Genomic DNA, 17020 nt, shown 5'->3' with positions numbered 1-17020 from the left:
TTTAGTTACTCACTGTTATTTTGCGAACTTTTACTCTTGTGTGTTGGTTAAGCCATTTTTTTCTCATACTCTCCATTCTTTTATCTAAACCAAAAGAAACTAGGTATGATACAAAAATGTTATACAGTACTCTTAATTGTAAGAAAATCAACACTATGATGCACCATAACAAGTAAGGCCAGATAGAGACGAAATGCTCCTGGAGAAATTTTACGTTATGATAAATTTTCTGTTTAAGATATTTACTCAACATGTTAAAGCAAAGAATCAAAACGCGACTTTCTGACTCAATCAGGTGAATATACCCAACTTTTTTCATATTTCAAGTACCTATGTTATCAACTTTCTAATCGAAGCAATTCTTTGACAAGGAAGTTGATAAGATGTAATTTTTCTATTTTCTAAATAGACAATATTTGACTTAACTCGTTAGCCTTGGGTCGATTATAAAATTTGCCATCTACTTGATCATAGCCTAATAGGTAACTTTCGAAAAATTTGTCAATGAACTATGTTTTTGACCGAATTCAACATAACTACAAAAATGCAAATTTATCTGTTCTATAAGCTAAGTTACTAAATATCTCAATATAAAGTACTTACAAAAATTTTACTCCATCTATTTCAATCTCTGGTGTATTCCTGTATGATCTCAAAGTTAATTCGTCGTCTTTAACACATTGCCAATCATGGTTACCTTTAGAGCTCTCCGTAGGAAATAATCGATCGTAACATATACCCTATTCCTAAGACTAAGATAATTGGGCTTGTAAATAAAACAAAGCACTTTTAAAGATCGAGAGAGAAATGAATTTTTACATTGTTAGCTAATTGTGAAGAGATTTGCTAGTAAGAAACTCAATTTTTCATCAAATCGACTTTTGGTTACAGAAAAAAAGCGTGGGAAATTTTTTGGCGATTTGTCTATAAACTTTTCTTTCCTATAAGCTCTTTCAGTCGCGTGCCGAACTTACGAGTTCGAGCATTGTCGTTGTCCCCATAGTATCCGTATCCATAACCTCCGTATCCATAACCATATCCATAGCCTGCCCCATAGTTTACCCCGTTAAATATTATACTGAGATTTTTGAAACGTTCACTTTTCTGTAACTCAGCAATACGACGTAAATGGTCACGTACGGTGTAGTTGTAGCGTACGACATAGAGGGTAGCGTCAGTATGTTCAGCGATGAGGGCCGCATCGGTCACCAGTCCATAAGGCGGGGCATCGATCAATATGTAGTCGTATTGCTCTCTGAGCTCGGCTAAAAGCAGCGGCAGGCGTCCATTGCTGATCAGTTCGGACGGATTGGGCGGAATCGGCCCGCTTACCATCACTTCCATATTAGGATGCACCGAAGTGGTTTGAATCAGATTCGAGAGTTTGCCCTGTCCGATGAGGTAATTAGTCACCCCACGGTCGTTGCCAATGCCCAGCCGCTGATGCAGGGAAGGTTTGCGCAGATCAAGTCCTAAAATAATTACTTTTTTATCGGCGTAGGCCAAACTTGCCCCCAGGTTGAGGGTTACAAAACTCTTGCCTTCTCCCCCAATGGAAGAGGTGAAGAGCAGTACCCGGCAGGTACCATCGCCTAGGTATTGTAGGTTGGTACGCAGCGCACGAAACTGCTCGGCTACCGCGCTGCGGCTCGTCATGCGGATGATGGTGTCGTCGACTCCTTTGGCCTGCGGCATCAGACCTATTTCACCCAGGATGGCGGTACGGGTGGCGGACTCGATTTCGTCGCGCCGCTGTACGGTGTTATTGAGCACGAAAAGCAGGTTGATCAGCAAAAACGGAATAGCCATTCCGGCAGCGAATGCACCGAGCCAGATGGTAGACCGCTTGGGCTTAACGGGTCGGAAACTCGTCTTGGGCGCGTCCACTAGGCGGCTGTCGGTTACAGTCGAGGCATAGGCAAGGGCAGTTTCCTCACGCTTTTGGAGGAGATAGAGGTACAGATTCTCCTTAATGGTCTGCTGGCGCTTGATGCCAACGTATTCGCGCTCCTTCTGAGGGATGGCCCGCAGGTCGCGGGAAAAGCGGTTGTTGATGGAAGCCAAACTTTGCTTCGTAATGTCAAGGCCCCGGCGCAGGTTCTGTAGGTTCTCCTTGATAGCCTGTTTGGTGCTGGCTACCTGCGAATTGACGGTCTCGCGCAGGGGGTTGCTTGCCTGCGTGGTGCGGGCATAAAGTTCCTGCTGCTGCTTGAGGTCGGCGTAGCGGGTCAGTAGGGAGATCAGCACCGGATCACTGATGAGGTAGGTGGCGGGGGCGAGGGCCCCGTCGCCGCTGGACTCAATGTAGCGGTCCACGCTTTCGAGCACCTTCATCTGGGTGTTAACTTCCTCGAGTTTGTTATCGTTCTCCTGGATATTCTCCAGAAAAATCTGCGATTCCGCGCTGATGTCGGTCAGGCCCTTGTCGCTCTTGAAGGAGGCCACGTCGCCCTCCACGTCGCCCAGCTCCCCCGTCACGAGTTTTAGGCGTTCCTCGATAAACGCCATGGTATTGGAAGCTTCGCGGTTCTTGTCGTTAAGGTTGCTCTGCACGTACACATCGAGCAGGTTATTGATGATGTCGCGGGCCCTCTGCGGGGAGGTATCTTCCAGCGTGATTTCCAGCACCGTACTTTTGGGATTGACTTCCTGCACCGTCAGGCGCTCCTGGAAGTTTTCGGCCAAATCTGGCAAATCGCGGAAATTCACCTGAATGTCTTGATAGCCATTATCCAGGAGGCTGTCGGCGCGCAAAACCGTGAAAGCTCCCCAGGCGTTAGAAAACTTTTGGCCAAAGGGCTGCAGTTCGGCTTCGTCGTTCAGGCGGAAATGTCCAGCGTCCTGCACGTGAATAAAGAGGGGTTCTTTGTAGGCGTATTCAGTCAGCAGCTCGGGCTGCACCACCACGTTGGTGGCCTTGTAGAGATCGATGGTGTGCAAGCCGTCTTTGGCCTCGTAGACCACGTTCAGGCCCAAATTCTCGACCACCTGCGCCATCAACGTTAGGGAGGAAATCACCTCGATCTCGTTCTCGACAATTTTATTGCCGCTGAACTGCGTGAGTTCTTCCAGCATATCCTGGTTCCCCCCGGTCATGCCTTTCTGCTCGTCCTTGATCAATAACGTAGCGGTCGTCGAGTACACGGGTTGCGTTTTCTGTAAATAGAAGTAAGCAGCCGTCAGGGCCAACGCCACGAAAATAGGAAACAAGTACCAATACCGCAAGTAGCGGCGGATGTATTCCTGGAGGTTGAACTCCGTTTCCTCGATTTCTACGTATTCTTGGCGGGGCATCGGTAAATGATAAATGATGAATGATAACCTTATGCCCTGTATCATTAGATAATTGCGGGGCAGTTGTTATGCATTTACTTAAGATTAGCGGGTGATGTTAATGGCGATGAGTCCTACGGTGGATATGATACTAATGAAGAGCGGGAGCAATTGCAAGCGGCGGTCCGTGAAGGTGGTCCGGGCCTCGACGGGTTCAATATACACCATGTCATTTTTGTGCAAATAGTAATAGGGTGAGTCGAAAATTTCTCGCGAGGTGAGATTGACTTTGGCGTATTCCCGTCGACCGTTTTCTTCACGGATAATGGTGATGTTATCGCGACGCCCATAGATAGTAAGGTCACCGGCCAAACTGAGTACCTCGGGCAGCGTAATTTTCTCGTCAGGAATGACGTACACAGCTGGTTTGTTCACCTCACCCAATACAGATACCTTAAAATTGAGCAAGCGGATGGTGACGGTGGGTTCTTTGAGGTAAGCCAATAGATGTTGGCGGATGGTATCGGCCGCCGCTTGCGCCCGCAAATCCTGGATGTAAAGCTTGCCCACGAGCGGCATCTCGATGTTTCCGTCGCTGTCCACCAGGTACCCTAGGGTCTGTCCGGCCCCACCCCCTGTGTTTCCGTACCGCATGACTGAGGTAGTAAACTGATTGGGAATATTAAAAATGGCATCGGACTCCGAGCTAAGACTACCCACCACCACCGAGATCAGGTCGTTGGGCTGAATGGTGGGCGTGTAGGACTGCCGGATGGAATCCACCGAGTAGCGCAGGGTGTCGCCCTGGAAATAGACAATGGACTTGGGTGAAACGCAGGCGGTGAAGGTAGTACTCAGGAGGGATAGGATTCCTAATACCAGAATTCCGGGGTAAGTAAGTCCTAGTCGGGACACGCTATACAAGCGATCAAAGAACATACGATGGATGCGGTTGGATATAAAAAAATCATAAAGGTTGGTCATACTATGCAAAGCTGTGTGTAACAACGGTATATCGACGCGGATTGGCTTGCTATTTCAGGGCAAAGTAAAAGAAAAAAATAGACATGTTCTTAGGTTCGTACAATTATAAAACGAATAATTGGATTAATTGCAGAAAAAAGAATCAAGCAGTAAGTGTTTTATTCTGGAAAGGGTAGGTGCCCCACCAGCGGGATTTCTGAATTTTCTGCAATTGGGTCAAATGAGGCATCCGGTGGGCATCAGTGCCGAGGTATATGATCAGGTTTTCGCGGAGGAGCCACTCAGCCATCCGGGCCACGCCTTCGCCGTAATGACCGGTAAGGGACAGGGCATTCAGCTGCAATTCGCAACCCTGCGCGCTCAGCCGTCGGTATACCTCAGGCTCGTTGTGAAAGTAGGTGTAGCGCTCGGGATGGGCCAACACTGGCCGGTAGCCGTGCTCGAGGATGGAAAACAGGGTTTCGGTGGTATTCATCAGGGGCGTGGTATAGGGCAGCTCCACCAAAACGCGGTTGCCGGGCAGCGTCAGCAGGGGTACCTTGTCCCGCAGCATCTCGGAAAAGTGCTCATCGAGGAAATATTCGGCGGCCGCCTCGAGGGTGATGGTCAGTCCGGCAGCGCGACAGGCTTCCTGTACCGTCTTGAGGCCGTTTTGGATGATTTCGGGGGTATTGCGGTAGCAATCCCAAATCACGTGCGGCGTGGTGATGAGGTGCTGGTAGCCGTACTGCTGGTAGGTGCGGACCATGGCCACGGCCTCTTCCACCGTCTGTACGCCGTCGTCGATGCCGGGAATCAGGTGGGAGTGCAAGTCGACCCCCAGCGACGACAGGTCAGGGATTTCATTCTTGGCACTACGGAACCATTTGAGCATAACAGCATTTTAATCAGGAAATGAGCCGCAATATACCCAAGGTACGGGAAAAGGCCACGGCACCCGGGGAATTGTTGCGTTACCGGAACGAAACGTTCCGAACCCAAAAATAGTACACGGGACAGAAATTAGGTTACACGGGGTCGCTCGGAAGATACATATATTTTGAAGGATCAAGGTATTCTGTTTTTTGATGCAGGAAAGGTGCAGGCAGATTTATTGGATAAAGTGCCATTTGGTTCATAACGAGGGTTTCAATGTACCCTTTTCCCTGAAATTTTTTCCTAATTGCACAAATTCATTTATGCGAAATCGGTTTCATAGTTCTTTCTTCGTATGTTTGAAACGTACCCCGGAAATTCATACGTCTAGTCCTGCCCGGCCTTATGCCCCTGGTTTCGATCATTACCGTCAATTTCAACCAACCCGTCGTGACGGAGGAATTCCTCAATTCGGTGCGGACGGTGAACGGGTATCCGGACATCGAGGTGATCGTGGTGGACAACGGTAGCAGCCACAATTGGACGCCCGACTGGCGCGTCCGCTTTCCGGACGTGATCTTTATCCGGTCGGAGAAAAACCTGGGTTTCGCCGGGGGCAATAACCTGGGCCTGCGGGTCGCGCAGGGCAACTATTACTTTTTGATCAACAACGATACGGAGTTTACACCCAGGGCGCTGGGAAAGCTCGTCGCCATCCTGGATCAGTACCCCGAGGTAGGAATGGTATCGCCGCGGCTGCACTATTTCGAAGACCGGAACCTGATTCAGTACGCGGGCTACACGCCGCTGAATTATAGGACGGGCCGTAACCGTTGCGTGGGGCAGTATGAACACGACCGGGGACAGTACGATGGACAGTGTGGTCCGACGGGCTACGTGCACGGAGCGGCCATGCTGGTGCGGAAAGAGGCTGTCGAAAAGGCCGGCCCGATGGACCCGCACTATTTCCTCTACTTCGAAGAGTTGGACTGGTGCGAACGGATCAAAAAAGCCGGGTATAAGGCCTACGTTGACCTCGACGCGGTGATCTACCATAAGGAATCGGTGTCGGTGGGCAAGCGCTCCGCACTGAAGGAGTACTTCATGACCCGCAACCGCATTCTGTTTCTGCGCAAACACGCCCCACCGCTCAGCTTTGCCCTTTTTTGTGCCTATTTTACCCTGGCGGTGGTACCCCGGAATGTGCTGAGGTACCTCAGGAATAGGGAATATAACTTCATCGGCGTTTTTTTCAAAGCCATCCGCTGGCATTTCACCCATTCCTCCGACAGCCCCGAACTGGGCTATTCCCTCTGACCCTATGCAAGTAGTTTTCTGGCTGTCGCTCCTGGTCGTTTTCTATACCTATGTCGGGTACGGACTGGTGCTGTTCGTCCTGGTGCGGCTGCGGCGGCTGATCAAGGGGCGGCGGACCGTGCCGGTACTGGCCGAAGCCGACTACCCTTCGCTGGCACTGGTGGTGGCGGCCTACAACGAGGTGGATTGCATGGAAGAAAAAATCCGGAACACCCTGGCGCTCGACTACCCGGCCGAACGGTTGTCGCTGCTGTTCGTGACGGACGGCTCTTTTGACGGTACCCCAGACGTGGTGCGGAAGTACCCCAGATCGAATTGTTGCACACGCCAGAACGCCGCGGCAAGATCCACGCCATCCACCGGGCCATGCGGCGGGTTACGGCGGACGTGGTGGTGTTTACCGACGCCAACACGAGTCTGAACCCGGAAGCGCTCAAACGCCTGGCCCGGCACTACCAGGACCCCACCGTGGGGGCGGTATCGGGCGAAAAGCGGGTAGCCATCGGCGAACGCGCGGACGCAACGGCGGGGGAGGGCATGTATTGGAAGTACGAATCCACCCTGAAAAAATGGGATTCGGAGCTGTATTCGGTGGTCGGGGCGGCGGGCGAACTGTTCAGCGTCCGTCGGTCGCTGTACCGCGACGTACCCGATGATACCATATTGGACGATTTCATCCTGTCCATGCAGACTGCCGAGCGAGGGTACCGGATCGTGTACGAGCCGGAAGCCTACGCCCGGGAGTTGTCGTCGGAGAATGTGGCTGAGGAACTGAAGCGGAAAATACGCATCGCGGCCGGGGGCATTCAGTCGATCGTGCGCTTGCCGGGGCTGCTGAATCCGTTCAGGTACCCTGTACTCTCGTTTCAGTACATCGGCCATCGGGTGCTGCGCTGGACCGTGGCGCCCTTTCTGATGCTGCTGGCCTTTGGCACCAACCTGGCCCTGGCATTGACCGGTCCGGCTTTTCCGTATGCTTGGTTGCTGGCGGGGCAGGTACTGTTCTACGGCATGGCGCTGGCGGGCTTGTTTCTGGAAACCCGGCAACTGAAAAACAAGGTACTGTTCGTACCCTACTATTTTTGCATGATGAATTATGCCGTGGTGCGGGGCATCGGTCGGTACCTGTCCGGTCGGCAAAGCGCAGCCTGGGACAAGGCCAAGCGCAAAACGGTTGAAACTAGTTGAAGATTGAAAGCGAATTAGAATGAGACGGACGATTATATTTTGGATAAACATAACACGTGTGATTACCATGGAGTCATGTCGCAACAGTCCATTGGGCGGATTATACCCACGTTCTAAATCTAGTGATAGGTGAATTGGTCTGTAAATTACCCTGTTTTCACGCCGGAGGCGTCGCCCGTTACTAGAAAAAATAGGAAAGCTAACATCCTTCGCCCCGGCGGGGCCGACCCCGCCGGGGTGCATGTGTACGGGATTGATGTGTGTTCTAATAACGGCTGGCCCCTTTGGGGCAATTGCTTTACGACTTAATTCACTCAACCATAAAGCCCAACTTTTTTCTTGCATCCAAAATCCAGCATCCATTTTCGACCGCCAGGTACCCCGTTTCAACTATCCCTTTCAACTAAAAAAAATGAGTCTACTGAATGTTCCGGCCTGGGTCAAGGCGCATCTCTATGAGGAAAGGCGGTTCGATGCCCTGAGTGCCCGCGAAGTGATGGTACTCCGGCAGGCTTTGCAGCGCTTTTCGGAACCCAATCCGGAGGTGAGCGTGGTGATACCGGCCTGGAACGAAGCCGACACGATTCACCGGACCCTGGCGTCGCTGGCGGCTTCGAACACCCGCCTGCGTACCGAACTGATCGTCATCGACAACAACTCGACTGATGCGACTGCGCAGGTACTCGAAACCCTGGGCGTCCGAACGTTTCTGCAAACCGTGCAGGGTACCCCCCACGCCCGGCAGATGGGGCTGGACCGGGCGAAGGGCCGCTTCCATCTGTGCGCCGATTCGGACACGCTATATCCGCCCGGCTGGATCGACCGGATGGTCAAACCCATGCGGGAGCAGACCGGCATCGTCGGCGTGTACGGTACCTATTCGTTCATACCGCCGCCGGGCCAAAACCGCCTGGGACTGGCTTTCTACGAATTCATGACCCTATTGCCGATCCTGTACCGGAAGCGGAAAAAAGAGTATATGAACGTCTATGGCTTCAATATGGGATTTGTGACCGAAATCGGCCGGCAAACCGGCGGCTTCAGGGTAGGGGGTAACCGCGTGTACACCCACGTAGTGGGCAGCGACTTTGCCAATGAGGCTGAAGACGGCCGCATGGCCCTCAATCTGACAAGCCGGGGCAAGCTGTATTGGGTCATGCATCCGAAGGCGCGGGTGTTCACCTCCTCGCGGCGGTTGATGGACGAGGGGAGCATTGGCCAAGCTTTTATAAAGCGGGTGAAGCGACAGTTGGGATTCTCACCAAAATAATTCCTACTTTCGCCCGCGCATTTTATTGTCACCGTCAACAGGCACCTACACGATCAAGTCCAGGCAGGTTTATGAAACAAAGTGTACCCACACCGGCTGCTCGTTTTCCCGAGGTAACGCTCCTGATCACCCATTACAACCGGAGTAGTTCCCTGGCCAGGCTTTTGGCCACTTTTGAGGAGCTGGGCACGCATTTTGGGGAAATCGTAGTGTCGGACGACGGCAGTCGGCCGGAGCACCAGCAGCGGTTGCGGGAAATACAGCCGCAGTATGGGTTCCGGTGGCTTGCCACGGAAAAGAACCGGGGCCTAGGTAATAACCTGAACAAAGGGCAGGACGCCGTGAAGACGGCCTACACGCTGTACATTCAGGAGGATTTTATTCCCAATCCCGAATTTGTGCCGGCTTTGGCCGAGGCGTTGCGCCGGATGCAGCAGGACCCCAGCCTGGACATGGCCCGGTTTTATGCGTATTTTAAGTACCCCTACCTCAAACCGGTCGGGGACGGGTTTTCGGAAATGCAGTTCAGTATCCGGTACCCGGGTTATAAGAAATTTTACATGTACAGCGATCATCCCCACTTGCGTCGTTCGACGTTTTTTCAAAGATTCGGGCGTTATCGCGAGGACCTGAGAGGCGACATGCCGGAGTACCGGATGATGATTTCTTTTTTGAAAAATAAAGGCAAAGCTATTTACTTTGAACGCTACCGGGATTTGCTTACCCAAAGCAACAGTAGCGTCGAACCCAGTACGATCAAGCGGAATTTTTTGCGCGAGAGCGACAATTTCCTGGTGGCCACGGTACGGCATTTCTACCGCCACATCAAGATGAATTGGGATTACCTGGCCGGTCGATGACTGGCCCCACTGGCCCGTCCGGGTCAGCTTAAAAACCTTACACACTAAAACGAGTTTGAAAACCGGAAAATCCGCCCGACGCACCTGATTGCGGCGGGGGCCATTCCGGACTTGCTACCCTGTGGTCTGCCGTGGTCCGGCGTTTCCACAAGCGGGGTAGTTGGATTATCGGGTATTTTTTTATGTGAATGTATAGGTACGAATCTCAATCGAAAACTCCGACGTGTATGACCCCCAACTATTTACCCCTATTGGCCCTGCTGTTGTGGGGTACCCTGCTGCGGGCCCAGGTACCGGTGCCCGCCCGCCTCGAAGCCGAGGCGTTCTCTGCCTCAAGCGGCCTGACCGCCGGATCTACCTCCGACGAGGACGGCGGGTCCGAAATCGGCTGGATCAACGACGACAACTGGCTGGATTATTCCGTGGCCGTCAGTGCGGCGGGCCTGTACAAATTCAATTTCCGGCTGGCCAACGGGTTCAGCGACGACGCCCGGTTGAAGCTAAAAAACGCCAACGGTAATGTCCTGGCCGAACTGGCCGTTCCGCGCACGGGGGGCATGGGTAGCTTTAAGACGGTACCCCTGCTGGTGAATTTGCCCGCGGGGAATCAGACGTTACGAATTTACATTGAAAAAGGGGTTTTCAGCCTCAACTGGATTGATGTGCTGCATGACGTGAAAACACTACCCGGCAAGGTAGAAGCCGAAGCTTTCGACCGCGCCGGTGCCGTCGGCACCGAACCAACCGCCGATGCGGACGGAGGGCTGAACGTGAGCCAGATCGACGATGGCGACTGGATGGAGTATGCCGTAACGGTGGCGGAAGCAGCCCGGTTCACCTTCACCTTCCGGGTCGCTAATGCCTACGGCAACGGTAATATTCAGATCCGTGACGTAGCGGGTAACACGTTGGGCGAAGTATCCGTCATTCCCCAGACCGGGGGTTGGCAAAGCTGGACAACGGTGTCGGCGGTGGTAGAATTGCCGGCCGGGGAGCAGATCCTGCGCCTTCATTCGGAGCGGGGTACCTACAATCTGAACTGGTGGGCGGCCGAGGCCATCCCCAAAGCACCGGCCTACCTCGAGTTCGCCGAATTGCCTGCCCGCACGGTCGAAGCGGGTACCTTTGCCCTGGTCGCGACCAGCAACCACGCGGAAAGCCCCATCGAATTTTCCACGACGGAACCCAACCTGGTCCATGTATACAACGAGTCGGGACAATGGTACGCGACGCCGCTGGCGGTAGGTCAGGCGTATATTTTTGCGACCCAGCAATCCAGTATCGGTTACCTGGCCACGGAAAGTGTGCCGCGCCTGCTGGAAATTCTGCCCCCGCCACCGGCGCTGCCCGGGCTGCCGGGTCGGATCGAAGCCGAAGTTTTCGTAACGACGAGCGGCCTGCAGGCGGGAGGTACCTCCGATCCCGAGGGGGGGAATCAGGAAATGGGCTGGATCGGGGACGGCCAGTGGCTCGACTACCGCGTGGCGGTGGCCCAGTCGGGCTACTATGCTTTTGCCTTTCGCGTGGCGAATGGCTTCAGCGATGGCGCTACTGTCCGGCTCCTGAAGGAAGATGGTACCGTGCTGGGGAGTTGCCTGGTACCCCGCACCGGCGGCATGAGCAGCTGGGGGATCGCCCGCCTGCTGGTGTACCTGCAGGCCGGCGAACAGACCCTGCGGGTGGATGTTCCCACCGGCTTGTTCAGTCTGAATTGGTTCGAGGGGTACCGCAATCCCAAGTCCATTCCGGGCCGGGTGGAGGCCGAGGCCTTTGATCTGGCCGGGGATGTGCGTACCGAATCCGCTCAGGACGACGGCGCGGGTCTGAACGTGAACTACATCGACGATGGCGACTGGATGGATTACAGCGTGACGGTGGCAGAAGCCGGGTCCTATGCGGTATGTTTCCGGGTAGCCAATTCTTACGGCAACGGGCTGGTGGAAATCCGCACGGCCAGCGGACAGACCCTGAGCGAAACGGCTATTCCGCAAACCGGAGGCTGGCAGAACTGGACCACTGTCAACACCACGGTTACGCTTCCGGCGGGCGATCAGGTGCTGCGCATTTTTGCCCAGCGTGGCGCTTTCAACCTCAACTGGATCGAATTCGCTCCTCCGGGGAGCGGGCCAGTGGCCGCGGTACTCCAGGTACCCCAACTACCCGACCGGGAGGCCGGTTCGGCTCCGTTCCTGCTCACGGCTACCAGCACCAGCACCGAAAGTCCCGTGGTATTTACCTCTTCCAACAGCGCCGTCCTCAGTCTATCCCAAACGCCCGAAGGTACCCTGGCTACCCCGCTGGCGGCGGGTACAGCTACAGTGACGGCCACCCAGGCGGCCAGCGAACATTTTCTGGCCGCTACGCCCGTGACCCGCACCCAGCTCGTGACGGCTCCGGCCTCCCAGCTCGACCTAACCCGGAAAATTCCCATCGATCCCAGTCGGTGGTACGTGCTGAATAATACCAGCAACGGCCTGGACGGCCTGTTCGACGGCCAGACGCAGCAGAATGTAAACCTGGGCTATGGTACCGTTCTGAGTTCTTATGAAGCCTACTACCCGCTGGAAGCCGGGGAAAGCATGACGCTGGAACATATCAAGATGTTCGACTACGAAGGCAATTTTAGCGGCAATCCCGCCCGGTTGTCGGTCATCACGCAGGACTGGACCCGCGTACCGGTGGCTACCTTCACGGGTGAAGTATACAACGGCTGGGTCGGGCCCTATCCCGACCGTTCCCTGAGCGGCGACGCCCAGTTTGCGCTGGATGCGCCCATTGGCAACATCCGGTACCTGGTACTTTCGATTCAGGGTGGATTACCCACCGAACTGGAATTGTACGGTACGTACGTGCCAGGGAACCCGCCCGCCGTGACGACCGCTCCGCGGCCGGTGAAGCTGAAGGACATGTTGGGAGTCAATGCCTACGAGTGGAATTTCCAGGACGGCAATACGCCCTGGCAAATCAATGAAGACAAGATGAACCTGGTCAAGAGCTTCAGCGGCGTGCGGCACTATATGGATTGGCAAAAGCTGGAATCGGTTGAGGGTGTGTACTCTTACAACCCTACCCTGAGCGGCGGCTGGCACTACGACCAGATTTATGAGCGGTGCAAGGCCGAGGGCGTGGAGGTACTGGCCTGCCTCAAGACCCTGCCCGACTGGATGCTCGCCAGCTATCCCGAGGGCGAACGAGACCATGAGAACGTGCCGGTGCGCTACGGCAAGGCCTTCGACGATCCGGCGTCCTACCTGGAGCAGGCCAAAATGGCTTTCCAGTACGCGGCCCGTTACGGCAGCAATACGCAGGTGAATCCCGCCCTGCTGAGCGTGTACGATACGCCCCGCTGGCCCGGCGATAACCCCAACACCGTGAAAATTGGCATGAACCTGATCAAGTACCTCGAGTGCGACAACGAGCGTGACAAGTGGTGGAAAGGACGGAAAGCCTACCAGACCGCCCGCGAATACTGCGCCAATCTCTCGGCTTTCTACGATGGCCACATGAACACCATGGGACCCGGTGTGGGGGCCAAGAATGCCGATCCGAACATGCAGATCGTCATTGGTGGGCTGGTATCGGGACCCGAGTACATCCGGGGCATGGTGGACTGGTGCCGGGAGTTCCGCGGCTACAAACCCAATGGCGAGGTGAACCTCTGCTGGGACGTCATCAACTACCACATCTACACCGACAACACGTCCTCGTCCCAGAGTGGTACCTCTACCCGCGGTGCGGCCCCCGAAGTGACCAATGCGGGAGAGAAGACCGATGCGTTCATCCGCGTTTCTGACGAGCTGTGCCACGGTCTGCCCGTATGGATCACCGAAACCGGCTTCGACGTGCATCCCAATAGCCCGCTGAAAGCGGTTCCCATCGGCGACAAATCGGCGCTGGATACCCAGGCCGACTGGATACTGCGGATGTCGCTTTTCTCGGCCCGGCACGGCATTCAGAAAGTGTTTTTCTACCAGATGTACGATGACAACGACTGGGGCGGAATCTTTGGCTCCTCCGGCCTGATCAATGGCAACGGTACCCGCCGCCCCGCCGCCGACTTCCTGCTGCAGACCAAGACGCAGTTTGGCGAGTACAACTACGTCCGTACCCTTGGACAGGATCCGATCGTGGATCAGTACAGCCATAACGGCGAGCTCATGTACGCGCTGGTAGTACCCGATGAGGTCGGCCGGACGGTATCCTACACATTGTCGATTGGCGCTTCCACCAGCGCGAGAGTGTATCGGCCCGTTGCGGGCAGCGATACCCTGGCGTGGGTAGATATGCCCGCGACGGATGGCATGCTCACCCTGACCGTGGGAGAAACCCCGCTGTTCGTGGTACCGGGCACGGCTTCGAACGTGCGCATGGGGGTCGAGGAACCGCAGGCAGCGGGCCCTTGGGAAGTGACGGTATTTCCCAATCCCGTAGTACGGGACTTTCTGCACGTCACACTGGAAAATGGCCTGGATCAGGATGTGGAAATCCGGCTTTTCGACGCCACCCGCGGCACATTGCATTACGAAGGTACCTTGCCCTTCGCGGGAAAAACCATCCGCCACCGGCTGGATATGTCGAAACTTGTAGGGGGAGAGTATATTCTTGAGGTGAGGCAGAATGAAAAACGTACCTTCAAAAAAGTGGTGTATTTACCCTGAATCCAACCAGCTAGTCAACGAATTAAAGCGGCGCAATGGCCTACATCAGTAAAAAGGTAAGGAGATGGGTTTCGTACGGGGGGATTTCCCTGGGGATGTTGCTGATCCTGGTTTCCCTGTTCTTTGCCTACCAAAGCCTCGAAGACCTGTCGACGCAGAATCTGTGGGTTTCCAACACCATCAGCGTGGTCAACCAGACTTCGCAGTTCGAGCTGCTGGCCAAGGACATCCAGTCGAACGTACGAGGGTACCTGATCACGGGCAATGAGAACATCATGTCCGACATCCGGCAGTCCAGGCAGGGGCTGGTGTCCATCAGCGATACGCTGTTCAATCTATTGGAAAACGACCGCGAACAGAAGGCCCGCGTGATTCAGATGCTGAGCCTCTCGTCCGAAATCACCGGCTTCTCCCAGGCGGTGGTGGATACATTCCGGCTGCGCGGCCTCGGACCGGCCTCCGACATGATCCGTGGTGGACGTGGTATCTGGCTATTCGAGCAGCTCCGCAACAAGATCAATGAAATCGAGGCCTACGCCAACATCGAGATGGATGCCCGCCGGAAACAGGCTCACGATACCCGGCAACAGGCGCTTTTCTATATTGTGTTCACGGGAATTACCGGTTTCGGCATTACCCTGTTGGCCCTGATTTCGCTGATGCGGGACCGTCGCAGACAGCGGGTACTGAAGCAGGAAATCATTCGTAAGGAAAGGCTGCTCAACCAGTACCTCGAGGCGATACCGGACGGAATCATCGTGGTCAACCCGGCCATGGACGTGACCTTCATCAACGCCGCTGGACGCAACATGCTGGGGCTGGAGGAAAAGAATGAGGTGCCGAACCTCCAGGCATTGCTGAATACGGTACCGTTATACCGGCCGGAAAACGGAGAGGAGCCCTTTACTTCCGAAAATCTGCCCGTCCGGCAGGGCTTGCAGGGACGGAAATCCACGGGCAACCGCATCGACATTGTGCGGGATGATCAGAAGATCCAGGTCGAGACCAGTGTAGAACCCATTTACGAACTGGACGGAAAAATCGTGGGGGCTATTTCGGTCTTCAGGGATATCACCGAGCGGGAAACCTACGCGCTGAACCTGAAGAATGCCCGCGACCTGGCCGAGCAATCCGTCAGGACGCGTGACGTGTTCCTGTCCAACGTGAGCCACGAAATCCGCACGCCGCTCAACGCCATCCTAGGTTTTACCGATTGGCTGCAGCGGGAGGCCCATAACGAAACCACCCGCGAGTATGTGGGGTACATTCAGGTAGCCAGTCGCAATCTATTGGAACTGATCAACGATTTACTGGATATCTCCAAGATCGAGGCCAACCAGATCGTGCTGGACATCGCGCCAACTTCCATCGGCGAACTCATCGACTCGGTGGGAATTCTGGTCAAGCAGAAAGCCACGGAAAAAGGAATCGAATATCGGCAGGAACTCTCCCCGGATCTGCCCCGGATCATTATTACCGATAAACTCAGGCTCACCCAAATCCTGCTGAACCTATGCGGCAATGCGATCAAGTTTACCGAGCAGGGGTACGTGCGGGTGCAGGTGAAGGCGCTGGGGCCCGTCCAGAACGACAAGCAGCGGGTACAGTTCGTCATTGAAGATACGGGCATCGGGATCCCCCAGGATCGGCAGGAGCAGATTTTCGACCGTTTCGTGCAGGCCGCCGAACGAACCACCAGTCAGTTTGGGGGTACGGGTCTGGGGCTTTCCATATCCCGGACCCTGGTGACACTGCTGGGGGGTACCCTGCGACTAGAAAGCGAATTTGGAAAGGGGACGGTCTTCACACTGGAGTTCGACTTTGCTACTCAGGAAAATATGGCCAGTGCGGAGCCTCCGGATTTGTCCGTATCGGCGCCCGAGTACCTGGCTACTCTGTCGATCCTGGCCGCCGAAGACAATCTCCTCAACCAGAAGTTGCTTTTTGCCATATTCAGTCGGGTAGGGGCACGCCTCACGATCGTAGAAAATGGGCAGGAAGCGCTGGATGTACTGGAACGCGAGACCTTCGATCTGATCATCATGGACGTGCAGATGCCGGTGATGGATGGGTACACGGCCATTCGTAAAATCCGCAATACGCTGCGGTTGAGTACGCCGATCATTACGATGACGGCCCACGCCATGGTGGGCGAGAAGGAAGAAGGCGCGCGCATCGGCGCCAACAGCTATATCTCGAAACCTTTCAAAGAGAAGGAGCTATTCAACGAAATCATCCGAGTCACCCAGAAACCTGGCCCGCCGGTCCAGCGACCGCCGGCCGTTCTGGTTGACACGACCTATCTGCAGGATATTACCGCGGGGGACCGGGAGTTGCGGGACGAACTGGTGGAGCTTTTTGCTCAGGATAAGGAGCAGCAGTACGCCGTGATCCACGAAGCCCTCGAAAAGGCGGACTACGACGGGGTCCGCAAAGCGATCCACGCCCTGCGTTCGTCGCTGATTTCGGTGGCATTGCTTTCGTCGGCCAACCAGTATAAGGAACTCGAACGAACGTTGCAATCGGGTTCGGTTCCGGAGAACCTCGCCCAGCGTCTTACCGAACTGGGGGAAGAACTGGAGCGGGGCCTGGTAGAATTGAAGGCATTGGGGTAG

The 17020-nt window shown here is 54.8% G+C and carries 10 protein-coding genes; 7 read left to right on the top strand and 3 right to left on the bottom strand.

Annotated features, from left to right (window positions below; translation table 11 throughout):
• Positions 1-924: 924 nt before the first annotated feature.
• The 3 genes from GBK04_RS01845 to GBK04_RS01835 form a co-directional block, all read right to left on the bottom strand.
• Positions 925-3294, bottom strand: coding sequence for a GumC family protein (locus GBK04_RS01845; RefSeq protein ID WP_152756349.1), 2370 nt, complete (start codon positions 3292-3294; stop codon positions 925-927).
• An 84-nt stretch (positions 3295-3378) separates the two neighbouring features.
• Positions 3379-4257 carry a polysaccharide biosynthesis/export family protein gene (locus GBK04_RS01840; RefSeq protein ID WP_373330636.1) on the bottom strand — a complete coding sequence of 293 codons (879 nt, stop codon included), beginning with the start codon at positions 4255-4257 and terminating at the stop codon, positions 3379-3381.
• 142 nt (positions 4258-4399) lie between these two features.
• Entirely contained in the window at positions 4400-5131 is a 732-nt protein-coding gene (locus tag GBK04_RS01835; protein ID WP_152756347.1) for a tyrosine-protein phosphatase, read from the bottom strand.
• Positions 5132-5517: 386 nt separating this feature from the next.
• Here GBK04_RS01835 and GBK04_RS01830 point away from each other — a divergent pair, with 386 nt between their 5' ends.
• The 7 genes from GBK04_RS01830 to GBK04_RS01805 all read left to right on the top strand — a co-directional run bounded on the left by GBK04_RS01830 (position 5518) and on the right by GBK04_RS01805 (position 17020).
• Positions 5518-6429 carry a glycosyltransferase family 2 protein gene (locus GBK04_RS01830; protein ID WP_152756345.1) on the top strand — a complete coding sequence of 304 codons (912 nt, stop codon included), beginning with the start codon at positions 5518-5520 and terminating at the stop codon, positions 6427-6429.
• A gap of 4 nt (positions 6430-6433) precedes the next feature.
• On the top strand, positions 6434-6850 hold the full coding sequence (locus GBK04_RS30240) for a glycosyltransferase family protein (protein WP_373330635.1): 417 nt from the start codon (positions 6434-6436) through the stop codon (positions 6848-6850).
• Positions 6745-7617, top strand: coding sequence for a glycosyltransferase family 2 protein (locus GBK04_RS01825; protein ID WP_373330634.1), 873 nt, complete (start codon positions 6745-6747; stop codon positions 7615-7617). Before GBK04_RS30240 ends, GBK04_RS01825 begins: the two co-directional genes overlap by 106 nt.
• Positions 7618-8029: 412 nt before the next feature.
• Positions 8030-8887, top strand: coding sequence for a glycosyltransferase family 2 protein (locus tag GBK04_RS01820; protein ID WP_152756343.1), 858 nt, complete (start codon positions 8030-8032; stop codon positions 8885-8887).
• Positions 8888-8958: 71 nt separating this feature from the next.
• A complete protein-coding gene (locus GBK04_RS01815; protein WP_152756341.1) occupies positions 8959-9747 on the top strand; it encodes a glycosyltransferase family 2 protein in 789 nt (262 codons plus the stop codon).
• Between the two features lie 227 nt (positions 9748-9974).
• Positions 9975-14405 carry a carbohydrate-binding protein gene (locus GBK04_RS01810; protein WP_373330633.1) on the top strand — a complete coding sequence of 1477 codons (4431 nt, stop codon included), beginning with the start codon at positions 9975-9977 and terminating at the stop codon, positions 14403-14405.
• 35 nt (positions 14406-14440) lie between these two features.
• Positions 14441-17020 (top strand): ATP-binding protein, encoded by a 2580-nt coding sequence (locus GBK04_RS01805; RefSeq protein WP_152756337.1) that lies wholly within the window; start codon positions 14441-14443, stop codon positions 17018-17020.

The sequence above is a fragment of the Salmonirosea aquatica genome (assembly GCF_009296315.1).
Classification (GTDB): Bacteria; Bacteroidota; Bacteroidia; order Cytophagales; family Spirosomataceae; genus Salmonirosea; species Salmonirosea aquatica.
The sequence above is the reverse complement of the archived record's forward strand: the minus strand, read 5'-3'. Positions and strand labels throughout refer to the sequence as shown.